We start from the raw sequence: 21030 nt of genomic DNA, 5'->3' as shown, positions 1-21030 counted from the left end.
GATAGGATGAAAATCGGTCGGATTGGGTTGTGATTTTGCCAAGAGGATGGCAGCATTACACCCACCAAATCCGGAAGCAGTTTTAAGAATATAATCACCTTTCAATAGCCCTGAATTGGTTTCGATGTTCATAGGTAAAGTGGTACCCGGTTCAGAAAACCCATGGCAGGGAATTGTTTTTCCGGATTTCAACATTTGCACACAAAGTGCAGATTCTACTAATCCGGCAGCCCCTAAGGTATGACCAAAAAAACCTTTTAAACTATGTGAAGGTATTGATTCCAGTTGCATGGCGTTTAAGGCCTGACATTCCATTTCGTCGTTGTAAGAAGTGGCAGTTCCGTGCAAGGAAACAAATCCAATTTGATTGGGGCTTACTCCGCTGTATTTAAGCGTTTGATTAATAGCAATTTGCAATCCTTCGCCTGTACGAGAGGGGCCGGAAATGTGATTTGCGTCGTTTGAAACTGCCCCATTGAGCAATGAAACCGGAGAAGGTAATTTGGAAAGCACCAGGGTTGCTGCAGCTTCTCCTAAATTGATACCTAAGCGAGCTTGATCGTAAGGTTTGCATGGTTCCGGGCTAATAGCCTTAAAACTAGTAAAACCGGAAAAAGTGAATTCAGAAACCAAATCACCACCAAAAACAATGGCATGATCAAATCTTCCGGAATTAATTAATCGGCTTGCGGCAATTAGTCCGGAAAGTCCGGAAATGCATGCATTAGAAACGGTCAAAACAGGGTTAGGATTCGCCAAGGTTTCACCAATTTTCTGAGCCAATTTAAATAGAAAAACATTTCCAGATAAACCATTGGTTAACAAATCAATATTTCCCTTTGTTGTAGTAAATATTAAAATTGTTTTGGAGTCATTTGCCCGGATAGTTGAAGCACTTAAAGCATCTTCTATGGAAAGCAGTAGCATTTTCTCCAGCTTGGTAAAATTGCTCCATTGTTTTGGATTTATTTTAGAACCGGGGCTTTGGCAAAGTAGTTCATCAGAAACTACAGCAGCAAAAAAGGGAGTAGAGGAAATGGAGTTATTATGATGCTTTTTAATTCCGGAATCTCCATTCAGCACCCGATTAAAATTTAATTCCGATCCAATACCTAAGGGAGAAGCTATGCTATCGGAATGAATATAAACTGACATTTTCAATTGGAGTAAACCGGTGTTGTGCTAATCAAAATGAGCGTACTCGTCGGTCATCATAATTGATCTGACCAATTGATGGTAATCCTTATTAGAGCCTAGCTCTTGAAGTAATTTATAGGATTCGGCAGGATTGGGATCTCTGGCAAGTAAGGTACGATATGCGTAGATAATCAAACCTTCGTAAAACTCATTGCTTTGAGTGAGAATATTCAAATAGTCATCTTTGTTTTGACCGGGTTGTCCAAAAAGCACACCTGACATAGAATTTTCAACCATATCAAAACCAATATTAAATTCGGTATCGGAAGGATATCGAAAAAACAGGTTATCGAAGCTAGCCCTAATCAGGTTAAAAGTATTCATATTAATCTGATCATAAATGGCATTATTAAGGATTCTAAAATAAAAGCCATTGATATCGATTAGACCTTGTCTGTAGGCGTATCCGGAATTAAGTAAAAGCTTTAATTTATTTATTTCGTGTTTTACCAATTGAGCGGCTGCATAGTCACCATTTATGGAATCTTCGTAGTAGGCGAACTCCAGCGGTCCAAGCACTTCATTTATTTCGTCGTTTGAAGCTCCTTCCAGAATTCTGGCTTTGGCGCCTTCATATAATTGATGAAAGTAGGCCTTTTGATAGGAGCTATCCCCTTGGATAAAGTTAGTGTCGGTTTGAAGTTTTATAATTAAGCGTTCACGAGCTGCTTTAGACAAAGTATCTTCCTTTAAGAGAGCTACTTCGGATTCCATTTCAGCATCTAGGGGTTCACGACCAATTAAATCAATAAAAACCCTGTTAACATAGTTTTCTATTAAAACATCAGACACTCCGGTGTAGGTTGGAACCTGGTTGTTTTCAACAATTTCATTGTCTTTCTTACAAGACAAGTCGATGAATGTTAAAAATGAAATAACTGCTATTATTAACCTGTATTTCAATTTATTATAATTATCCAGCTAATGCTTGAGATTTTTCAGGGACCAACTCTTTTACGGCTTGAACAATGGCAGCCACATCGTATCCGCATTCATTCCAAAGTTCTTGCTGAGTTCCATGGTCTACAAATCGATCCGGAATTCCCAACCGTTTTACTTTGGCATGGAAATTATTATCGGCCATAAATTCCAAGACTGCGCTACCGAAACCTCCGGGCAAGCAACCATCTTCCAAGGTTATAACCTTATCGAATTTAGTAAAAACTTCCTTTAATAATTCCTCATCGATAGGTTTAGCGAAACGCATATCATAATGAGCGACCGAATAGGCTTCAGTTTCTAATTTTTGGATAGCGTCTACCGCCAAATTTCCCATGTGTCCAAGAGAAAGTATGGCAACATCATCACCATCTTTCAATTTTCGGCCTTTTCCAATGGTAATTTCTTCAAATGGAGTTTTCCAATCCACCATAACCCCATTACCACGAGGGTAACGAATACTGAAGGGGCCTTGATTGGGCAATTGAGCGGTATACATGAGGTTTCGGAGCTCCTGTTCATTCATAGGGGCAGAAACCACCATATTAGGAATACAACGGAAATAGGCTAAATCGAAAGCTCCATGGTGAGTAGCTCCATCAGCTCCAACCAATCCACCTCGGTCAAGACAAAATACCACATTAAGTTTTTGCAATGCCACATCATGAATAACCTGATCATAAGCTCTTTGCATAAAAGTGCTATAGATATTGCAAAAAGGAACCAATCCACGAGTTGCCATTCCGGCACTAAACGTTACTGCATGTTGTTCAGCAATACCTACATCGAAAGCTCTATCAGGCATTGCTTTCATCATAATATTAAGCGAACAACCTGAAGGCATAGCCGGTGTTACACCAACAATTTTAGGGTTCAGTTCAGCTAGTTCAACCATGGTATTTCCAAAAACATCCTGGTATTTTGGAGGTTGAGGTTTAGCACTTTTTACCGATATTATTTCGCCGGTATCTTTATTGAATAGTCCCGGAGAGTGCCAAAGAGTTTGATCTTCTTCGGCCAGTTTATATCCTTTTCCTTTAACCGTAAGAACATGAAGGATTTTTGGTCCGGGAATAGAACGTAAATCTTTTAAAACTTTAGAAAGGTGTTTTACATCATGTCCGTCGATTGGACCGAAGTATCTGAATTTTAACGATTCAAAATAGTTGCTTTGTTGAAGCATGGCTGCTTTTAGTCCATTTTCAACTTTAGCTGCAATTTCCCTGGCATTGGGTCCGAATTTGGAAATTTTTCCTAGCCAATACCAAACATCATCTCTAAATTTATTATAGGATGGAGAGGTAGTAATATCGGTCAGATAATCTTTAAGTGCGCCGACATTAGGGTCGATGCTCATGCAATTATCATTCAGAATCACCAAAAGGTTACTGTTTTCAACTCCACCATGATTGAGTCCTTCAAAAGCAAGTCCTCCTGTTAAGGCCCCATCACCAATTACGGCGATGTGCTGACGATCTTTTTCTTTTTGCAAACGGCTGGCCACTGCCATACCCAAACCGGCAGAAATAGAGGTGGAGGAATGTCCAACACCGAAAGTATCGTATTCGCTTTCACTGCGTTTTGGAAAGCCTGAAATACCTTTATAAAGTCTGTTGGTATGGAAGTTTTCTCTTCTTCCGGTGAGCATTTTGTGTCCGTAAGCCTGGTGGCCAACATCCCAAATTAATTGATCATAAGGTGTATTGAAAGCATAATGTAAAGCAACTGAAAGTTCAACCACGCCTAAACTGGCGCCAAAATGACCACCTTTAACAGAAACTATATCAATTATATATTGCCTTAATTCATCACAAACCTGAGGCAGGTCTTCTTCTTTAATCTTCCGGAGGTCGGCAGGATAGGTTATTTGCGAAAGTAGGGGTCCAGCCTTTATCTCATCCATTTCAACTGTGGGGGGTTATAATAAGCCGCAAAAATATAGAAAAAAATCCTTTGAAATGTCAAAAATCTATAAAGACCCGGGGAGGTTTTCAAAATGTTTTCAAAAAAAAAGCCCGACCTTTGAAAAGATCGGGCTCAACTATGTCATAAAAATTATTTCGCAACTGTGGCGAATTTTTTCTCTTTAATCCTGGCAGATTTACCGGAACGCTCACGAAGATAGAAAATTCTGGCGCGACGAACAACACCGTGTTTATTAACCTCTATACTATCGATAAACGGAGAGCTTACCGGAAAAATACGCTCTACTCCTACTCCACCAGAAATTTTACGCACGGTAAAAGTCTCTGAAGTTCCGGTGCCTTTGCGTTGCAATACCACTCCTTGGAAAACCTGAATACGCTCTTTGTTTCCTTCTACAATTTTATAGCTAACAGTAATAGTATCACCAGCCTTAAAACTTGGTAATTCCTTTACCGGAGTCAATTCTTTCTGTAAGTTCTTAATGAAGTCCATCTTCTCGAAAATTTTGGGGTGCAAACTTACTGAGTTTTTTGGTTTGTTTTGCAAATATTTTAAATTATTTTTTCAAGTAGTAAATTGTTGACAAAATAGAGGCTTTCCTTCATTTGTAATTTACATTCCAATTTGCTTACTTATTTTTGAACCCACTTATGTATACCATCCGAATTAAGGCAAAGCCGGGTTCCAGGATAAATTCCTTTGAATACCTTCCGGAGGGATTGTATTCATTAAAAATTAAAGCCTTGCCTATTGATGGGAAAGCCAACGAATACCTTATTAGTTATTTGGCAGAAATTCTAGGAATTAGGAAAAATCAGGTACATATTAAATCCGGACATACCTCCAAGATTAAAACCATTGAACTGGAAGCCACCCCGGAAGTGATAAAGTTTTTGGAGGAGCTCAAATCCAAAGCTTAATTCTGTTTTCTTTGTTGACCAATATTAAAAACTATGTCAGAACCGCATTTGGAACGAAGCTTAGGTCCCGTTATGTTATGGGGACTCGGGGTTGGATATGTTATTTCCGGCATGTATTTCGGTTGGAACTTAGGATTAAAGGAAGGTGGAACGCTTGGCTTAGGTATTGCCACTCTCTTTATCATGGTTATGTATTTTACCTTTTCTCTATCCTACTCTGAATTAGCATGTGCTATCCCCAAAGCCGGAGGGGCCTTTGATTACGCACAACGAGCGCTGGGACCATTTTGGGGATTTGCAGCCGGATTGGCACAAATAATTGAGTTTGTTTTTGCTCCTCCAGCAATTGCCTACGGACTCGGTGCCTACTTTAATATCTGGTTTCCTGATATTCCAATTATTGCCTTTGCCATTGGCTGCTACCTGGTTTTTACTTTACTCAATATTTCAGGTGTTAAGGCCTCTGCTACCTTCGAATTGTTTATTACCATTTTAGCAGTAGTAGAACTTTTGATTTTTTCGGGCTTTACTTTACCACATTTTAAATTAGAAAACCTTACTCAAAATAGTTTTCCAAATGGCTGGACCGGAGTGCTTGGTGCAGTGCCATTTGCTATTTGGTTTTTCCTTGGATTGGAAGGTATAGCCAATGTGGCCGAGGAAACCATTCATCCTCAAAAAAATATACTCAAAGGTTTTACATCAGCAATCATCACGCTATTGGTATTGGCTAGTCTTACCTTTCTTTCGGCAGTTGGTATTGCAGGCTGGGAATCGGTGGTTTACACAGATTCTTCACATACTCAAACCAGCGATAGCCCCTTGCCAATGGCCTTAAAATTTGTTTCCGGCGATGGAAGTTTACTTTATCATCTTTTAGTTTTGATCGGACTCTTTGGGTTTGTGGCTTCTTTCAATGGTTTATTATTAGCCGCAGGAAGAGCTACTTTCGAATTTGGCCGCTCCGGGAATGCTCCTAAATGGTTAGGAAAAATCCATCCTAAATTCAAATCGCCGGCCAATGCCTTGGTTTTTAATATGGGTATTGGTATTTTAACCCTATTTACAGGTGAAACAGGAAATATCATCACCATCGCCACCATGGGTGCCTTAACCATGTATGCCATTGCAACCTATTCTCTATTTGTGTTAAGAAAGAAAGAACCGAACCTAGACAGACCTTTCCGGGTTCCATTTTATCCCGTTTTTCCGGGAATAGCTTTGCTCATTTCCATTGCAGCTCTTACTGCTCTGGCAATTAGTTACTTTTACCTATTTCTAATCTTTATAGGCTTAATGGCAGGTGGTTTTATTTTGTTTTTGCTCACGAAGAAAAAGCAATTCGAAGCTTAGATTGTTCCCCAAAACAAACTAGGTTTTTATTTTAAAGCAACTAAACGATAACTGTTAGAGTAAATTCAGAAGAAATTAATCTTAGATTCTTAAGAATAGTTTGCAAAACAGCCTTGGAGAAATTACCCATTAGGTTTGCTTAAAAAGTTGGAAACATGAAAGACCCTAATTTGCCATTATTCTGGTAATTTCCTCATTGAGTAATTCGGTCCACTCCTGGCAGTTATCATTGTTCCCCAAACCAATTCCATAGGTCCAACGTGGGCCACGCACAGCATTCGTAACAATTATCTCTTCGGCAGTTTGGGCATCACTTAGTGTAATAGGTCGTTCGAAAACTGAAAACCCCTTTTTTTGTAAAAGATGGATTAGGGCTTTTCTGGCAACACCATCCAAACAACCTTCTGACAAAGGCGGGGTAACAATTTCCCCATCCAATACCATAAAAACATTGGAATTGGTGGATTCTACCAAATTACCCTGATCGTTTACCAATAAACAATCATCAAAACCTTGCTCCTTGGCAAAAATCGAGGCTAGTACATATACCAATGAATTATTGGTTTTAAAATTCGATAAGGGGCCAGTTGGTTTTGGAATCTCCCGGTAAATCCCCAATTTTAATCCTCTGGAATTGAATTCAAAAAGCCTGGATTCCAACGAGTAGGCTTCTAAAATAAAGGAAGTAGTATTTGACCCTGGTTGATAAAATCCTCCATCATGCCTGAAAATGGTCATTCGAATATACCCACCTGCTTCGATTGAATTGGCCTTAACCAATTCTTGAATTTGATTTTGCAAATAGTCATGGGTGAAAAAGCCAGGCAATTCTAACTTGAGCATATCTGTAGTTTCGGTAAGTCGATTGACATGATAACTCAAAAAGGGAGCTTTTCCATCCACCAAACGTATTGTTTCAAAACAACCGTCACCATAGCGAAAGGCGCGGTTGGTTAATCCTAAATGAACACTGGTAGCCGGACATAAAACGCCGTTTTCACTTACAATCATGCACCTAGGAATAAGCTATTGGTTCAATTTCGTAAATTTTTGCCAGTTGCTCAACGGTATAGTCAATTTCTTCTTTAGTGGTGAATTTACTAAATGAAAATCGTACGGAAGGTCTGGCTGGATCTACCTGAATAGCCCGTAAAACATGAGAACCTATTTCTGTACCACTGCTACAGGCCGATCCTCCTGATGCAGCAATTCCTGCTATATCTAAACTAAATAATAACATTTCTGCTTTAGCACTCGGAGGCAAGGAAACATTTAAAACGGTATACAAGGACCTTCCTTTAGCGTCACCATTGAACTTAATATCGGGGAAAGTCGCCTCCAATCGCTCTATCATGTAGTTTTTTATACCGCTAATCTGGTCGATATGCTCTTGCAAATGGCTATTTGCAATTTCTAAGGCCTTTGCGAGTCCAATAATCCCATACAAATTTTCGGTTCCGCCACGCATATTGCGTTCTTGTGCTCCACCATAAATCAAAGGATTTATTTTTATTTCCGAATTAACATATAAAAATCCAACTCCTTTAGGTCCATGAAATTTATGAGCAGCACAGCTTAAAAAATGAACCTTGGTATCTTGTAAATTAAAGCCATAATGTCCCATGGTTTGAACCGTATCGGTATGCAAAATGGCTTGGTATTGTTGAGCAAGCTCCGAAACCTTCTTCAAATTTAATAAGTTCCCAATTTCATTATTGGCATGCATCAATGAAATAAAACTGCGATCGTTGTTTGCAAGAAGTTCCTCTAAATGGTCTAAGTCTACATGACCGGAAGGCAATATTTTAACCCAGCTCAATTTTATTACCCCTCTTTTTTCCATAGCTTCCAATGTGTGGGTAACAGCATGGTGTTCAATTGGGGAGGAAATAGCATGAGTAATACCTAAATCGTAGATACTGGCTTGAATGGCAGTATTATTAGCCTCTGTTCCACCCGAAGTAAAAAAAATCTCTGATGGAGATACCTGTAAATACGATGCTACCGTCTTTCTGGCCTGTTCAATAGCAGATCTGGTTTTTCTTCCAAAACTATGTATCGAGGAAGGGTTCCCAAAATGTTCAGTCATATAGGGTAGCATTGCTTCCAACACGTCCTTATCTAATGGCGTAGTAGCTGCATTGTCGAGGTAAACTTGCATTCTAAAAATTTGAAGCAAAGGTAGAAGGAATTAGAAAAACTTTTTTCCTGTTTTAAATCATGAACCAATCTGGATACAAAAAATACCTTTGTAAAATGCGCTATTCTACCTGTTCAACTAATGCTTCTTCTGTTATAATTGGCCTTTCCCTTGGCTTTACCTTCCTTCTGTTTACCTTTTCAGGCTGTGTATCAACCAAAAAAAACTGTTTACAATTGGCTCGATGGGATCAGGAAAAAGCTCAAAATTGGCAAAACCAAAACGGATGGATGGCGGGCTGTAATTTCATTCCAAGCTATGCAGTTAACCAGCTCGAAATGTGGCAGGCAGAAACCTACAATCCAAAAATTATTGACAAGGAATTGGAAATGGCACATGGACTGGGGTTTAAAATGGTAAGGGTTTTCCTACATCACAAAGCATGGGAAATAGATCGAAACGGATTTAAACAACGAATGGAGAATTTCTTATTTCTGGCGCATCAACATCACCTAAAAACCATGTTTGTTTTTTTTGACGATTGTTGGAATGAAGATGCTCAAATTGGAATTCAACCCAAACCCAAACCTTATCATAATTCAGGTTGGTTACGTGATCCCGGATTGCAAAATACCCGAAATCCTAAATTATTTATTCTACTCGAAGAATATATAAAAGACATACTTAATCATTTTGCTCACGATCAACGAATTGCAATTTGGGATTTATATAATGAACCTGGAAATGCCCGGCCTTTTTACAAAATGGATTTGCTTCAAATGGTTTTTGTGTGGGCCAGACAATCCAATGCTATTCAGCCATTTACTTCAGGATTTTACCTCCCTTCTACCCTGCCCTATGGACGAAAAATTACCCGGTTTCTAATTGAAAATTCCGACATTGTATCTTTTCATACCTATGCTTCTCCCAAAGGGGTGGCCCGAACTATCAAGAAAGCGCTCAAAACCAATCGTCCGTTGATTTGTAGCGAATACATGGCACGTACCAAGGCCCTCGGCGGACTTACCGGCGGCAATACCTTTGAGAAAGTTTTACCAATGCTTAAAAAGTATGGAATTAGTGCATTAAATTGGGGTTTGGTATATGGAAAAACCAATACTATTTATCCCTGGGGCAAAAAAAATTACCGGGAAAATGAAGAACCTGAAATTTGGTTTCACGACATTTTCAGACCGGATGGCAGCGCTTTCTCTAATCAAGAAGTGGAGTTTATTAAATCCATTACTCAACCTGAACCTGACCATTAATTGGGCTCGTCAATGGGTGTTTCAATTGCAGTTTTTCAACTTACTACTTATTTTTAATCAATAATTTTCTGACTTTATTTGGCGGGCTCCCTTCCGCCCTAACAAATATCATGTAAGCCCTCAGAAAATGCATGGGCGTTCGGGTCACGCTTTCGGCTGTAGTCCTCGTCCCCCTAGGCTAACGCCGTAGGTGTCCTGTGGGCTACTTGCCTCAATCGTTGCCCGAGGGTGCAAGCCCCAAATGTATCAGCTATGTCCGAATTTAGGAAGGAGTAATACCTAAAGGTGCTATTTATACATTAGAATTGAACAAAAGTTTGAAGCAAGGTCTTTTTGCAGTAGCCAACTAGATACCGTTTCAGGTTGGGTTAAAAAAATCTTCGAGATTTGGAATCGGGCAACGATAGAGGCAAGTAGCTCCAAGCCAACGCAGCGTTTAGCGGAGTGGGCTTGGACTACAGCCGAAAGCGTGACCCGAACGCCATGCAGGTTGTTTTGGGTTGAATAAAAGATGGTTAGGCGGAGGGGGCCCGCATAAAACGTATTTTTAAGAATAGTTGATTGGTCATTCTTGATATTTTCGGCATACCTGGATAGAAAGCTTCATGGTAAAACCTTCCTGAAATGGTTAATAGAAGTCAAGCATTTCAATTGGAATAGGGAATTTTGGGCAAAAAAAAAGGTGAAATCCTAACGAACTTCACCTTTTTAATGGAAAGGAATAAATTAATTGGCAATAGCAATTTTCTTTTCCAATTCTGTAATATACCCTTTGAAACGTTTGTCTGTATCAATAAGATTATTAACTGTTCTGCAAGCATGAAGAACGGTAGCGTGGTCTTTACCGCCACAATGCATTCCGATGGTTGCCAAAGAGGATTTGGTTAAACTTTTTGCAAAATACATAGAAATTTGACGAGCCTGAACCACTTCTCTTTTCCTTGTTTTACTTTTCAAAAGTTCCATTGGCAGGTTAAAGTAATCGCATACAATTTTTTGAATGTAGTCAATTGAAACTTCCCTGGCAGTGTTTTTAACAAACTTGTCGATCATGGCACGGGCCAAATCCAAGCTTAGATTTTTCTTATTTAAGGTAGCTTGAGCTAATAAAGAAGTAAGTGCGCCTTCAAGTTCGCGAATATTAGTAGTAATGCTGTAGGCCAAATACTCAATAATTTCATAAGGCATATCGCTAACTCCATTCAGATATAATTTCTTTTGAAGAATAGCAATACGAGTTTCCAACTCAGGCACTTGAAGATCGGCAGCTAAGCCCCATTTAAAACGGCTTAACAGGCGTGGCTCCATACCTTGCATTTCAACCGGTGCCTTATCGCTGGTTAAAACGATTTGTTTACCGTTTTGATGCAGGTGGTTGAAGATTTGGAAAAACACATCTTGAGTTTTCTCTTTACCGGCAAAAAACTGAACATCATCAATGATAAGTACATCAATCATTTGATAAAAATGCACAAAATCATTTTGGTTATTGTTTCTAACCGAGTCGATATACTGTTGAGTAAACTTTTCGGCTGAAACGTACAATACAGTCTTATTGGGGTGATGTTCTTTGATTTCCAGACCAATAGCATGTGCCAAGTGGGTTTTACCAAGGCCAACACCTCCATAAATTAATAATGGATTGAAGGCAGTTCCACCCGGTTTTGCTGAAACAGCATAACCGGCACTGCGCGCTAAGCGATTGCAATCGCCTTCAATGAAATTATCAAAAGAATAATTGGCATTCAGTTGGGATTCCACTTTTACTTTTTTCAGTCCGGGAATAATGAATGGGTTGCGTATGGCACCGGCATTCAAATCCAAAGGCATTGAAACGAGCGGATTTTTGGTACTGTTTTGATTGCTAGCCGGCAAGTTAATGGTTGCCGGACTTTTGGACGATGATCCATTCTCCATGATGATGGAGTATTCAAGCCTGCCTTCTGCTCCTAACAATTTTTTAATTGTCTTCTTCAAAAGGACAATGTAATGCTCTTCTAGCCACTCATAAAAAAACTGAGATGGCACTTGAATGGTCAATACATTGTTTTCCAGCTTAATGGGCTTAATCGGTTCAAACCAGGTTTTGAAGGCTTGAAACGTTACATTGTCCTTAAAAATTTGAAGGCAATTATCCCAAACTTGCTGAAAGTTTTTTTCCATGTATGATTGTTAATGAAATGTTATGTTAAACGATTGATTATTAGGCTATTGATTATTTCGAGGGTCTTGTTCTTTCGAGAGGACAAATGTTCCAACAAAAAAGTTCAAAAAAAAATGGTTTGACTATTGTTTTTTAAAAATATTTTTCTCTGTGTAGTTTTTGTCTAACAGACGTCCATCTGCCTTAAACAGACAATCAATTCTACCCAGCTTTATCCCCCCCCAACCTACTTGGCAAATCATCACTTCTTTGCCATCTAGATCCTTTTCAACCCAAGGCTTTTCTAAAAAAGTATGGGTGTGACCTCCTAAAATGATATCCACGTTTCGGGTGTTTTTGGCCAATACCTTGTCTGAAACCTTGGAATTGTCGTACGAAAATCCCAAATGCGAAAGGCAAACAACCAAATGACACCCTAGTTCATTTTTTAATTTACCGGCCATTTCATTGGCTTTCTGTATTGGTTCCTGGTATTTGGTGTCTCCATACATATTTTTCCCTACCAATCCATCCAATTCAATCCCTAGTCCAAACACACCAACTTTAATTCCACCTTTATTAAATATAGAATAAGGTAGTGTTTTGCCTTCCATTACTGTTCCGGAAAAATCATAGTTAGAAGAAACCAAGGGAAATGTGGCATGAACTAATTGTTTTTCCAATCCATCTATTCCTGCGTCAAAATCATGATTGCCAATTGTGCCGGCATCATACCCCATTTGACTCATTAACTTAATTTCCAATTCTCCTTTGTAAAAGTTAAAATAAGGAGTTCCCTGAAACATATCTCCAGAATCAAATAGCAAAACATGCGGCACCTCATTTCGTATCCTCTTAATTAGTTCTGCACGGGGAGCAACACCACCCATGTTCGGAAACTTGGGATCAGTAGCCGGAAAGGAATCTATCCTAGAATGTACATCGTTGGTATGCAAAATCGTTAGTCTAATTAAAGAGGTATCTGCCCAAAGCTCTGACGGTATAAGTCCCGACATAGCCAATCCCGCTCCTGCAGCAATTGTACTCCTTAAAAATCCTCTACGGGAAAATGAACCTAGTGACATTTGTATACCTAGGCAAATTTAGAATAAGTTTTTAACAAACAAGTGTCAACAAGGCGTTAATAAGATATTTTATTAACCTAATAATCAATAAGTTATATTTTCGGTTATTTTGGATAATTCCGAATCTAGTTGTATATTAAAAGCACATCGAAAATGCTGTTTGGGACAAGCCTTAAACCCATGAATTCCGCATGGCCTGCATTCTAAATTTTCCTTAACCTGAATAATATTTGATTGACTTGACAAGGGGCCGAATCCAAATTCAGGCACGGTACTCAGAAAGAAAGCTGTAACTGCTGCATCCATGGCAGAAGCCATATGCAAGGGCCCACTGTCATTCACATAGTTATTTTCGGCATAACTCTGCAAAACTGCAGATTGCAAAATGCTTAAACTCCCGGCCAAATTGTGCACACCTCCCCTCTTTTTGGTTAGTCTGTAAATTTCTTCACACAATTCCTTTTCGGTTGGAGATCCTAAAAGCACTATTTCATATTCTCTTGGAGATTTTTCTATCAATTCAACCCATTTAACAATAGGCAAACGCTTGGTAGGCCAAACCGAACCCGGTGCCATGGTAATGAATTTCTTGCCCTTCCAGTCCCGCACCTTTTCCCTATCCGAATCAGAAGGATAGAGTTTGGGCTTGGCTAAGTTAAACTTCCTCCAGGTTTCTACCACTTGGTGGTTTCTTTCAATTTCATGCAAGTACTTCCCATTCATTTTTAATGGAAAGGTTAAAGTATGTTCCACCTGTTTGGAAAAAAGCCCGGACAGCGGATTTTTGGTAAACCCGGCTGTAAATCCGGCATTGCTTAGCACAGTAATAATTCCGGAAGAAAAAAAACGATGAAAATTAAATACAAAATCAAACCTCTCCTTCCTAAATGCTTGAACCAACCGCCATGAATCAGCCAATTTTCTTTGTTTATCATACACCCAAACTTTCTTCAATTTGGGATGATTTTGCAAAACAGATTCATTTCCTTTCCGAAGCAAAAAATGAATTTCAGCCTTTGGTAGTTCTATTAATATGCTTTCAATGGCAGCCGTGGCTAAAATTACATCACCCAAAAAGGCTGTTTGAATAAGTAAAATTTTGGGCGGATGGTGCATGGATTTGTTAAGGAAATAATCGCTGAATTTGCCACGAACCATTTGGTTTATCCAAAACATAAAGCATGCGATCATGCAAACGACTGGGTCTACCTTGCCAAAATTCAATTTGAACCGGCTCAACCAAATATCCACCCCAATGCGTTGGACGAGGAACCGGCTTATTTTCAAATTCAATACTTAATTCCTGAACCCTTTTCTCTAACCATTCCCTACTCTCTAAAAACTGACTTTGTTGACTAGCCCAAGCTCCTACTTGACTTTCTCTGGGTCTGGAACTAAAATAAGCATCTGAATCTTCTTCACTTAATTTTCGAATAGTACCTTTTATTCTTACTTGTCGTTCTAGTCCTGCCCAAAAGAAATTAATGGAAACCTGGGGGTGCTTTTGAATTTGTATTCCTTTTTGTGAATCATAATTAGTGAAAAAGGTAAACCCATTTTCATCTGCCTTCCTAAGTAAAACAATTCTTGAATCCGGAAATCCATCCAAACCTATGCTTGATAAGGTCATAGCGTAAGGCTCCTCCAATTCTGCAGCTAAAGCCTGTTCCATCCAAGACTGAAACTGCCTGATTGGATTAGGATTCAAATCCTCTTCATCCAGGCGGTGTTTACTGTATTGTTTGCGAAGTGAATATATGGACTGATGTCCCATTATCGTTTAAATATATCAGATTTAACAATCCCAATCTTATCTAAAAAATATCTCAAAGAAACCGTTAATACCCCTAAGCCATAGATGGAAGAACGCTTAAAGTTAATGCTGGAGGCCTCATCGAAATACTTAGTGGGACAAGTTACTTCGGCAATTTCAAAACCGGCATGGAAAATCTGAGCAAGCATTTGGTTGTCAAATACAAAATCATCCGAATTTTTCATGTATGAAATTCCCGTCAGCACTTCCTTGGAAAATGCTCGATAACCGGTGTGGTATTCACTAAGCTTCTGGTTCATCAGTACATTTTGAAACAAGGTTAGCATGCGGTTGAAGATATATTTATACATAGGCATTCCACCTTTTAATGCTCCTTTTCCTAAAATTCGGGAACCCAATACCACCGGGTATAACCCATTGGCAATGATACTGCTCATAGCGGTAATCAACAAAGGAGTGTATTGATAGTCCGGATGCAACATAATAACTATGTCTGCATTTAATTCCAAAGCTTTGTTATAACAGGTTTTTTGATTCCCACCGTAGCCCTTGTTTCTGTCGTGTCGAATAACATGATGTACACCTAAACTTTTTGCCAATGCAGATGTACCATCTTTGCTGTGGTCATCCACCAGTACAATCTCATCCACAATATCCATTGGAATCTCCTTCAAGGTTTTTTCCAAGGTTTGCTCAGCATTGTATGCAGGCATCACAACAACCACTTTTTTATTGTTAATCATTAATAATTAGTAATTTATATTCCTTTTATTAAAGTAATAGTTTATTTAATTTCAATTTTCTTTTTTCCCTGGATAAAAGATTCAAAAACAATGCTATGAAGGTAGATTTCTTTTAATTGCTTTCTTTCTTTTCCCCATTTTTTTCTTTTTTCGAGAATTGTATCCAATGCTTTATAAACAGAAAAGTGGGCTTTTACAACAGCTACCATATCTTTTGAACTTCCTTTTAATAAAAACACCAATCCGGCCACACCATCTAATATTAATCGAAGAACAAATTTCGAAAACAAGAATCCGGATCTATCGTTTTTGATCAGCATGGTTAGGTTGTTCCGAAAATTAAGGAAGGTTTTATGCGGATTGCTTTTATGCAAGGTTCCTCCTCCCAAATGGTAAACCTGACTTTGTCCACAATAAACAACTTTCCAATTCTTGTTTTTCATCCTCCAGCAAAGATCTATTTCCTCATTGTGAGCAAAAAAATCTTCGTCAAACCCTTCCATGTCATTAAACAAAGAAGTTCTTACAAACATACAAGCACCGGTTGCCCAAAAAATCTCCCGAATATCATTGTATTGTCCTAAATCTTTTTCAATATTTTCAAAAAGTCTTCCCCGGCAAAACGGATAAGCCAAAAAATCAATAAATCCTCCACCGGCACCGGCATATTCGAAGGAGTCCTTTTCCAGGTAAGACAATATTTTGGGTTGAACAGCAGCAATTTTGGGGTCCTGATCAAACAAAGCAAGTATGGGTTCAATCCAATTTTCGCTCACTTCTACGTCGGAGTTCAATAAAACCGAAATTTCGTTTTGAATCATCTTCATTCCCCGGTTATATCCCCCCGTAAAGCCATGATTAGCTTTCAATTGAATTAGTTGTACTTCCGGAAATTCAGATTGGATCAGGCTTATTGAATCATCTGTAGAACCATTGTCAATTACAAAGATATCGGCAAGGGCAAGTGAATGCGCAATTACCGATGGAAGAAAGGTTTGTAAATGATTCCTTCCGTTCCAATTAAGAATAACAATGGCAACCCGTTTCATCAGTCCTTACAACTCCTTCATCAACCAACGGTAAAGTTCAATCATACTTTGAATATCATCCTGATGCACTTTTTCATCCGGAGAATGGACATTACTTTCCGGCGCACCAACAAAACACCATTCCCAGGAGTCCGAATTCCGTTGCAATTCAATACCATCGCTTCCTCCCGAACCTTCTACCTCCAATTGGAATGGAATTCCTGATTTTTTTGCCAGATCAATAATTCTATTTAAAAATGTACGACGAGGCAAACCGCTATCCCGCATCGAAACTACAACCCCCTTCCCATGTTCCACTCCTTCTGTAACCCAGGTTATATCAGAAATTAAAGCTTGATGTACCTTAAACTTCTCTGCAATCCATCTTCCTATATAGGCTGTGCTTCCTCCCGAATGTTCTTCCCGGCAAGAAAATACGATTAAGCCATTTTTTAAACTTTCTGCTACTTTCAGGGCATTATAAACCCCTAAACGATTGTCCATATAACAACATTGAACAAATTCATCTGTTTCCCTAAAATTAGGTTTAAAAGTTAAATTGGTTCCACGATCTATTTCTCTAGTCGAATCAAATTGAAAAAATTTGGCATTTTCCGGAGTATTCAAAGTAACTTCAACCTCTCCTTGCGAATCTTTACCAACCAAAACAATTCCATTATCAGTTACCGGACCACCAATTTTTACCAATTGATTACCGTATCTAACTGTAAAGCCTATGCTGTCGATATGGGCAAAAATGGCAGTACGGGGTTTGCCAAAACTTAATACAATTGCATCTTGCAACAATCCTCCGTGGTAAACCTTGGGTTTGTGTTTCCAGTTTCGTTTATGGTCTTCAATATACTGAAGTAAGAATTCAGTTAAAGCCGATTCATCACCAGAAGGAGCCTGAATGGAACAAAGTGTGCGTAGCAAATCCATGCTGCAAAGCTAAAGTTTTACAGCTTTCACCATCCAATCTGTCTTTAATCTATTCCAAAATTTTTGCCTTTTTAATATAGGCATTTAATACAAATACGCTAAACAAGGCTATGCCTAACCAAACTATTGCCTGATTGTATTCTTTAAAAAGAAACTTTCCAAAGAAAAACAAGGAACTGTAAGTAAATGCCACTGCCGAAACCCAACAAATAAACAAATACATTAGATTTAATCCCGGATTTATGGCCTTTTCATCGTCATAAGGCCACCATCCTCCCGGCCTTACTCTGTCAAAAAAAGCTTTTAGCACACTTTCTTTTTCCGGCGGAGTTAAATAGGTAGCCAACAGCCATGAAACGGTGGTTCCGCCAACTGTAAAGAAAAATGAATTCGGGAAAACCCAATCCAAACCATACTTGGCAATACCATAAAATAAAAAGGGAGACAAAGTAGCCACTAATTCACTCCATGCATTAATTCTCCACCAATACCAACGCAACATCAAAACCAATCCCAGACCTGCACCACATTCCATAATAAAGCTCCATACTGCCGAAATACTCTCCACTTTAGAACTAACAAATAAGGAAATTATCATAATTACCAAGGTAAATACTTTTCCCATTTTTACATAGTGTTTCTCTGCCAATTCAGAGTTTTCAAATTGGTTTTCCGATTTAATAAATCGTTTATACAAGTCATTCACAATATAGCTCGTTCCCCAGTTTAGTTGGGTTGAAATAGTACTCATATAAGCTGCAAAAAAGGCTACCAGCATCAAACCCCTTAATCCACTGGGTAAAAAGTCTTTCATAGCTAAAACATACCCATTTTTTAGTTCGGCCTCCGGTAAATCCGGATACAAAACCACTGCAGCCAATCCTACCAAAATCCAGGGCCAGGGACGTAAACAATAATGTGCTACCTGGAAAAACAAGGTTGCCATAATAGAATCTTTTTCCGTTTTGGCACTCATAATACGTTGAGCTACATATCCTCCTCCTCCCGGTTCAGCTCCCGGATACCAGCTAAATGCCCACATGCTCATAAAAGCTAAAAAGGATCCTATTCCCAAGGTTAAGGTTTTGGCTACACCTGAAGCATTCCCCGATTCTAAGGAAGGAAAAAACTCCAAAGCCCAAGGTTTATCTGCTAATCCGGCTTTTAATCCATCAATACCTCCCACTTTATCGGAATTAACCACCATAATGGCCAAAATGATACAACCTGCCATGGCTATAAAAAACTGTATGGCATCGGTAATTGCCACTCCCCAAAATCCGGAGATGGACGAATAAAAGGCCGTTAACAGCATAGCTCCGGCAACATAAAGCATTGCTTCGGAAGAAGGAATATTGAAAAATATTTCTAAAATAGCCTTCATCGCTACGTTTACCCAGGCTATAACCATGCAATTCATGAACAGTCCCAGGTAAATACTTTTAAACCCTCTCAAAAATGCAGCAGGTTTTCCTCCATATCTGAATTCGATCAACTCTACCTCGGTCAATACTCCCGATTTTCGCCAGTAGCCTGCAAAGAAAAAGGTGGTTAACATTCCTCCCAATAACATGTTCCACCATAACCAATTCCCTGATATTCCATATTTACCAACTAATTCGGCAACGGCCAAAGGAGTATCGGCGGCAAAGGTAGTGGCAACCATGCTTAATCCGGCAATGTACCAAGGCATATTTCTTCCACCCAAAAAAAATTCGCTCAAATTCTTCCCCGCCCGGTTCTTGTAATACAATCCTATTCCTAGCGATAATAGTAAATAAGCGCCAATAATCAGGAAATCCAGTGTCGATAAAATCATTTTACATTCGTATTTGCAGCGATTTACCGAATTTAACAAACCGCCACCCAATTACTTTTTTAAATTACCAACACTGTTTTGTAAATTGAAAATCCAATCCTAACCTGGTTGAACAACTTTTCACCCCAATTATTTGTTTTCTTTGTACTCAAATATCAACCTTGGTATACCGACTACCTTACCCCTTATGGCTTGTTATCTGGCTTCTAATATGCGGAAATCAGGTAGTTGCTCAATCTTTCCAAATTCCTAAATCGAATACCTATTTATTTGCATTTGAAAAGTACGCCTATACCAATGGCCGAATGCATACCTCCACCCTGCCCTATTCCATTGCCGACTTCCCGAAAGGCAAATACGATAGCATTGACTCCATACAAGGTTTTCCAAAAGCCTGGGACAAATCATTGGATTGGTTTTTGAGCCGCAATATGTTGGGAAAAGCAAATTCCAACTCCGCCATAACAGTAAATCCGATTCTCGACCTGGGTATATCTGCCGGGAAAGGTGGTGGTAAAACCCAATTGTTTCACTCTTTTGCGGCTGGTTTAAACCTCCGGGCCCAACATAAAAACAAAGTATTTATCGATTTACAAGGTGCTGTTTATCAAGGCAAATACCCTGTTTACTTGCAAAATTACATTCAGCAAAAACAGGTTATCCCGGGTTTAGGTTATGCCTTTGGAAGTTCTTCTGCTGCCTACACCTACAACCTAAATGGTTACCTCGCCTATAAGCCGGTTTCGTTTTTCACTGCCAGTTTGGGGCATGGAAAACATTTTATTGGTGATGGATATCGTTCTCTTTTCCTCAGCTACAATGCCAATAACTACAATTACCTGAAATTGGATGTGAATTTTTGGAAAATACGGTATTGGGTATTATACACTCGAATGGCCGATATTACCGGAAGCAATGGAAATTTTTCCCAATTCTCCAGTAAATATGCCACCATTCATTACCTCGATTTATTGGTCGGAAAACATGCCAGTCTCGGACTATTCGAAGCTATTGTATGGGAAGGCAAAAACAAGGATGGCAGCACCAGGGGATTCGATATCCAATACCTGAATCCTTTTATTTTCTTTCGTCCGGTTGAGTACAGTTTGGGTTCTTCTGACAATGCCTTATTGGGGGCCAATTTGAGAGTTCGCTTTCTAAAACGTCAGGTATTTTATATGCAAATATTATTGGATGAATTTTTCCTCAAAGAAATTAAAGCCTGGAATGGCTGGTGGGCCAATAAACAAGGATTTCAGGTAGGACTTAAAGGATATGATTTTGCCGGAATTAAAGGTCTTTTCTATCAGGGCGAAATCAATTATGTTCGTCCATACACTTATACCCATTACCAAATTCAACAAAACTATGCTCATTTTGGTCAACCGCTGGCACATCCGTTGGGTGCCAATTTTATCGAAGGATTTGGTCGTGTGGCATATCAAAAAACTCAACATGGTATCGAGGCCAAAATGATGTATGCCATTTTGGGAGCCGATACCGGAAGTGTTAATTACGGGGGCGATTTGTATAAACCTTACACTACGCGACCTTTTGAATATGGCAACAAAGTTGGGCAAGGACTTCGGACCAATCTGCTGTATTTCGAGCTTACTTATTCCTACCTGATCAATAGGCGATGGAATCTCCGGTTGGAATTATCGGTAGCTGCTCGAACTTCCAAAACTGTACTTCAGCGCAGCAACGAATTGTATTTTGGCTTTCAACTTAAATCCGGCCTTCCGTTTCGGTA

General features: G+C 39.1%; 18 protein-coding genes. 4 read left to right on the top strand and 14 right to left on the bottom strand.

Annotated elements, in window-relative coordinates:
- The 4 genes from K1X82_10200 to rplS form a co-directional block, all read right to left on the bottom strand.
- The coding region (locus K1X82_10200; protein MBX7182474.1) for a beta-ACP synthase at positions 1 to 1155 on the bottom strand (1155 nt) is incomplete at its 3' end.
- A 27-nt stretch (positions 1156 to 1182) separates the two neighbouring features.
- On the bottom strand, positions 1183 to 2100 hold the full coding sequence (locus tag K1X82_10195; protein ID MBX7182473.1) for a hypothetical protein: 918 nt from the start codon (positions 2098 to 2100) through the stop codon (positions 1183 to 1185).
- A 10-nt stretch (positions 2101 to 2110) separates the two neighbouring features.
- A complete protein-coding gene (gene dxs, locus K1X82_10190) occupies positions 2111 to 4039 on the bottom strand; it encodes a 1-deoxy-D-xylulose-5-phosphate synthase (protein MBX7182472.1) in 1929 nt (642 codons plus the stop codon).
- A 152-nt stretch (positions 4040 to 4191) separates the two neighbouring features.
- On the bottom strand, positions 4192 to 4554 hold the full coding sequence (gene rplS / locus K1X82_10185) for a 50S ribosomal protein L19 (GenBank protein ID MBX7182471.1): 363 nt from the start codon (positions 4552 to 4554) through the stop codon (positions 4192 to 4194).
- A gap of 158 nt (positions 4555 to 4712) precedes the next feature.
- Here rplS and K1X82_10180 point away from each other — a divergent pair, with 158 nt between their 5' ends.
- Both K1X82_10180 and eat read left to right on the top strand, forming a co-directional pair.
- Positions 4713 to 4982 (top strand): DUF167 domain-containing protein, encoded by a 270-nt coding sequence (locus tag K1X82_10180; GenBank protein MBX7182470.1) that lies wholly within the window; start codon positions 4713 to 4715, stop codon positions 4980 to 4982.
- A gap of 33 nt (positions 4983 to 5015) precedes the next feature.
- Positions 5016 to 6335 carry an ethanolamine permease gene (eat, locus tag K1X82_10175; protein MBX7182469.1) on the top strand — a complete coding sequence of 440 codons (1320 nt, stop codon included), beginning with the start codon at positions 5016 to 5018 and terminating at the stop codon, positions 6333 to 6335.
- A gap of 165 nt (positions 6336 to 6500) precedes the next feature.
- On the opposite strand, the gene K1X82_10170 is transcribed toward eat, so the two are convergent.
- Entirely contained in the window at positions 6501 to 7346 is an 846-nt protein-coding gene (locus K1X82_10170) for an aminotransferase class IV (protein MBX7182468.1), read from the bottom strand.
- 4 nt (positions 7347 to 7350) lie between these two features.
- A complete protein-coding gene (locus tag K1X82_10165) occupies positions 7351 to 8496 on the bottom strand; it encodes a cysteine desulfurase (protein MBX7182467.1) in 1146 nt (381 codons plus the stop codon).
- A gap of 59 nt (positions 8497 to 8555) precedes the next feature.
- Here K1X82_10165 and K1X82_10160 point away from each other — a divergent pair, with 59 nt between their 5' ends.
- A complete protein-coding gene (locus tag K1X82_10160; protein ID MBX7182466.1) occupies positions 8556 to 9743 on the top strand; it encodes a 1,4-beta-xylanase in 1188 nt (395 codons plus the stop codon).
- Between the two features lie 726 nt (positions 9744 to 10469).
- Here the strand turns inward: K1X82_10160 and dnaA are convergent.
- The 8 genes from dnaA to K1X82_10120 form a co-directional block, all read right to left on the bottom strand.
- Positions 10470 to 11906: a chromosomal replication initiator protein DnaA gene (gene dnaA / locus K1X82_10155; GenBank protein ID MBX7182465.1), complete on the bottom strand. Its 1437-nt coding sequence runs from the start codon at positions 11904 to 11906 to the stop codon at positions 10470 to 10472.
- A gap of 123 nt (positions 11907 to 12029) precedes the next feature.
- Positions 12030 to 12971: a metallophosphoesterase gene (locus K1X82_10150; GenBank protein MBX7182464.1), complete on the bottom strand. Its 942-nt coding sequence runs from the start codon at positions 12969 to 12971 to the stop codon at positions 12030 to 12032.
- Between the two features lie 84 nt (positions 12972 to 13055).
- Complete coding sequence (locus tag K1X82_10145; GenBank protein ID MBX7182463.1) at positions 13056 to 14087, bottom strand: glycosyltransferase family 9 protein; 1032 nt, start codon at positions 14085 to 14087, stop codon at positions 13056 to 13058.
- A 7-nt stretch (positions 14088 to 14094) separates the two neighbouring features.
- Entirely contained in the window at positions 14095 to 14745 is a 651-nt protein-coding gene (gene pdxH / locus K1X82_10140; GenBank protein ID MBX7182462.1) for a pyridoxamine 5'-phosphate oxidase, read from the bottom strand.
- Positions 14745 to 15488, bottom strand: a complete 744-nt coding sequence (locus K1X82_10135) for a glycosyltransferase family 2 protein (GenBank protein MBX7182461.1) — start codon at positions 15486 to 15488, stop codon at positions 14745 to 14747. The genes pdxH and K1X82_10135 overlap by 1 nt, the downstream gene beginning before the upstream one ends.
- 41 nt (positions 15489 to 15529) lie before the next feature.
- Complete coding sequence (locus K1X82_10130) at positions 15530 to 16537, bottom strand: glycosyltransferase family 2 protein (GenBank protein MBX7182460.1); 1008 nt, start codon at positions 16535 to 16537, stop codon at positions 15530 to 15532.
- Between the two features lie 6 nt (positions 16538 to 16543).
- Positions 16544 to 17458 (bottom strand): M20/M25/M40 family metallo-hydrolase, encoded by a 915-nt coding sequence (locus tag K1X82_10125; protein MBX7182459.1) that lies wholly within the window; start codon positions 17456 to 17458, stop codon positions 16544 to 16546.
- A 49-nt stretch (positions 17459 to 17507) separates the two neighbouring features.
- On the bottom strand, positions 17508 to 19277 hold the full coding sequence (locus K1X82_10120; GenBank protein ID MBX7182458.1) for a Na+:solute symporter: 1770 nt from the start codon (positions 19275 to 19277) through the stop codon (positions 17508 to 17510).
- 161 nt (positions 19278 to 19438) lie between these two features.
- On the opposite strand from K1X82_10120, the gene K1X82_10115 reads away from it, so the two are divergent.
- A partial coding sequence (locus tag K1X82_10115) for a hypothetical protein (protein MBX7182457.1) occupies positions 19439 to 21030 on the top strand: 1592 nt, incomplete at its 3' end.

This window comes from Bacteroidia bacterium (assembly GCA_019695265.1).
GTDB lineage: Bacteria > Bacteroidota > Bacteroidia > JAIBAJ01 > JAIBAJ01 > JAIBAJ01.
Note: the sequence above shows the minus strand (reverse complement) of the source record. Positions and strands in the feature narration are given on the sequence as shown.

Excerpts from the sequence above, each read along its gene's own strand:
- dnaA (MBX7182465.1), bottom strand. The coding sequence starts at position 11,906 with ATGGAAAAAAACTTTCAGCAAGTTTGGGATAATTGCCTTCAAATTTTT.
- K1X82_10125 (MBX7182459.1), bottom strand. The coding sequence starts at position 17,458 with ATGGATTTGCTACGCACACTTTGTTCCATTCAGGCTCCTTCTGGTGAT.
- K1X82_10160 (MBX7182466.1), top strand. The coding sequence starts at position 8,556 with ATGAACCAATCTGGATACAAAAAATACCTTTGTAAAATGCGCTATTCT.
- eat (MBX7182469.1), top strand. The coding sequence starts at position 5,016 with ATGTCAGAACCGCATTTGGAACGAAGCTTAGGTCCCGTTATGTTATGG.
- K1X82_10130 (MBX7182460.1), bottom strand. The coding sequence starts at position 16,537 with ATGAAACGGGTTGCCATTGTTATTCTTAATTGGAACGGAAGGAATCAT.
- K1X82_10120 (MBX7182458.1), bottom strand. The coding sequence starts at position 19,277 with ATGATTTTATCGACACTGGATTTCCTGATTATTGGCGCTTATTTACTA.
- rplS (MBX7182471.1), bottom strand. The coding sequence starts at position 4,554 with ATGGACTTCATTAAGAACTTACAGAAAGAATTGACTCCGGTAAAGGAA.
- K1X82_10165 (MBX7182467.1), bottom strand. The coding sequence starts at position 8,496 with ATGCAAGTTTACCTCGACAATGCAGCTACTACGCCATTAGATAAGGAC.
- K1X82_10150 (MBX7182464.1), bottom strand. The coding sequence starts at position 12,971 with ATGTCACTAGGTTCATTTTCCCGTAGAGGATTTTTAAGGAGTACAATT.
- K1X82_10180 (MBX7182470.1), top strand. The coding sequence starts at position 4,713 with ATGTATACCATCCGAATTAAGGCAAAGCCGGGTTCCAGGATAAATTCC.
- K1X82_10135 (MBX7182461.1), bottom strand. The coding sequence starts at position 15,488 with ATGATTAACAATAAAAAAGTGGTTGTTGTGATGCCTGCATACAATGCT.
- dxs (MBX7182472.1), bottom strand. The coding sequence starts at position 4,039 with ATGGATGAGATAAAGGCTGGACCCCTACTTTCGCAAATAACCTATCCT.
- pdxH (MBX7182462.1), bottom strand. The coding sequence starts at position 14,745 with ATGGGACATCAGTCCATATATTCACTTCGCAAACAATACAGTAAACAC.
- K1X82_10170 (MBX7182468.1), bottom strand. The coding sequence starts at position 7,346 with ATGATTGTAAGTGAAAACGGCGTTTTATGTCCGGCTACCAGTGTTCAT.
- K1X82_10145 (MBX7182463.1), bottom strand. The coding sequence starts at position 14,087 with ATGCACCATCCGCCCAAAATTTTACTTATTCAAACAGCCTTTTTGGGT.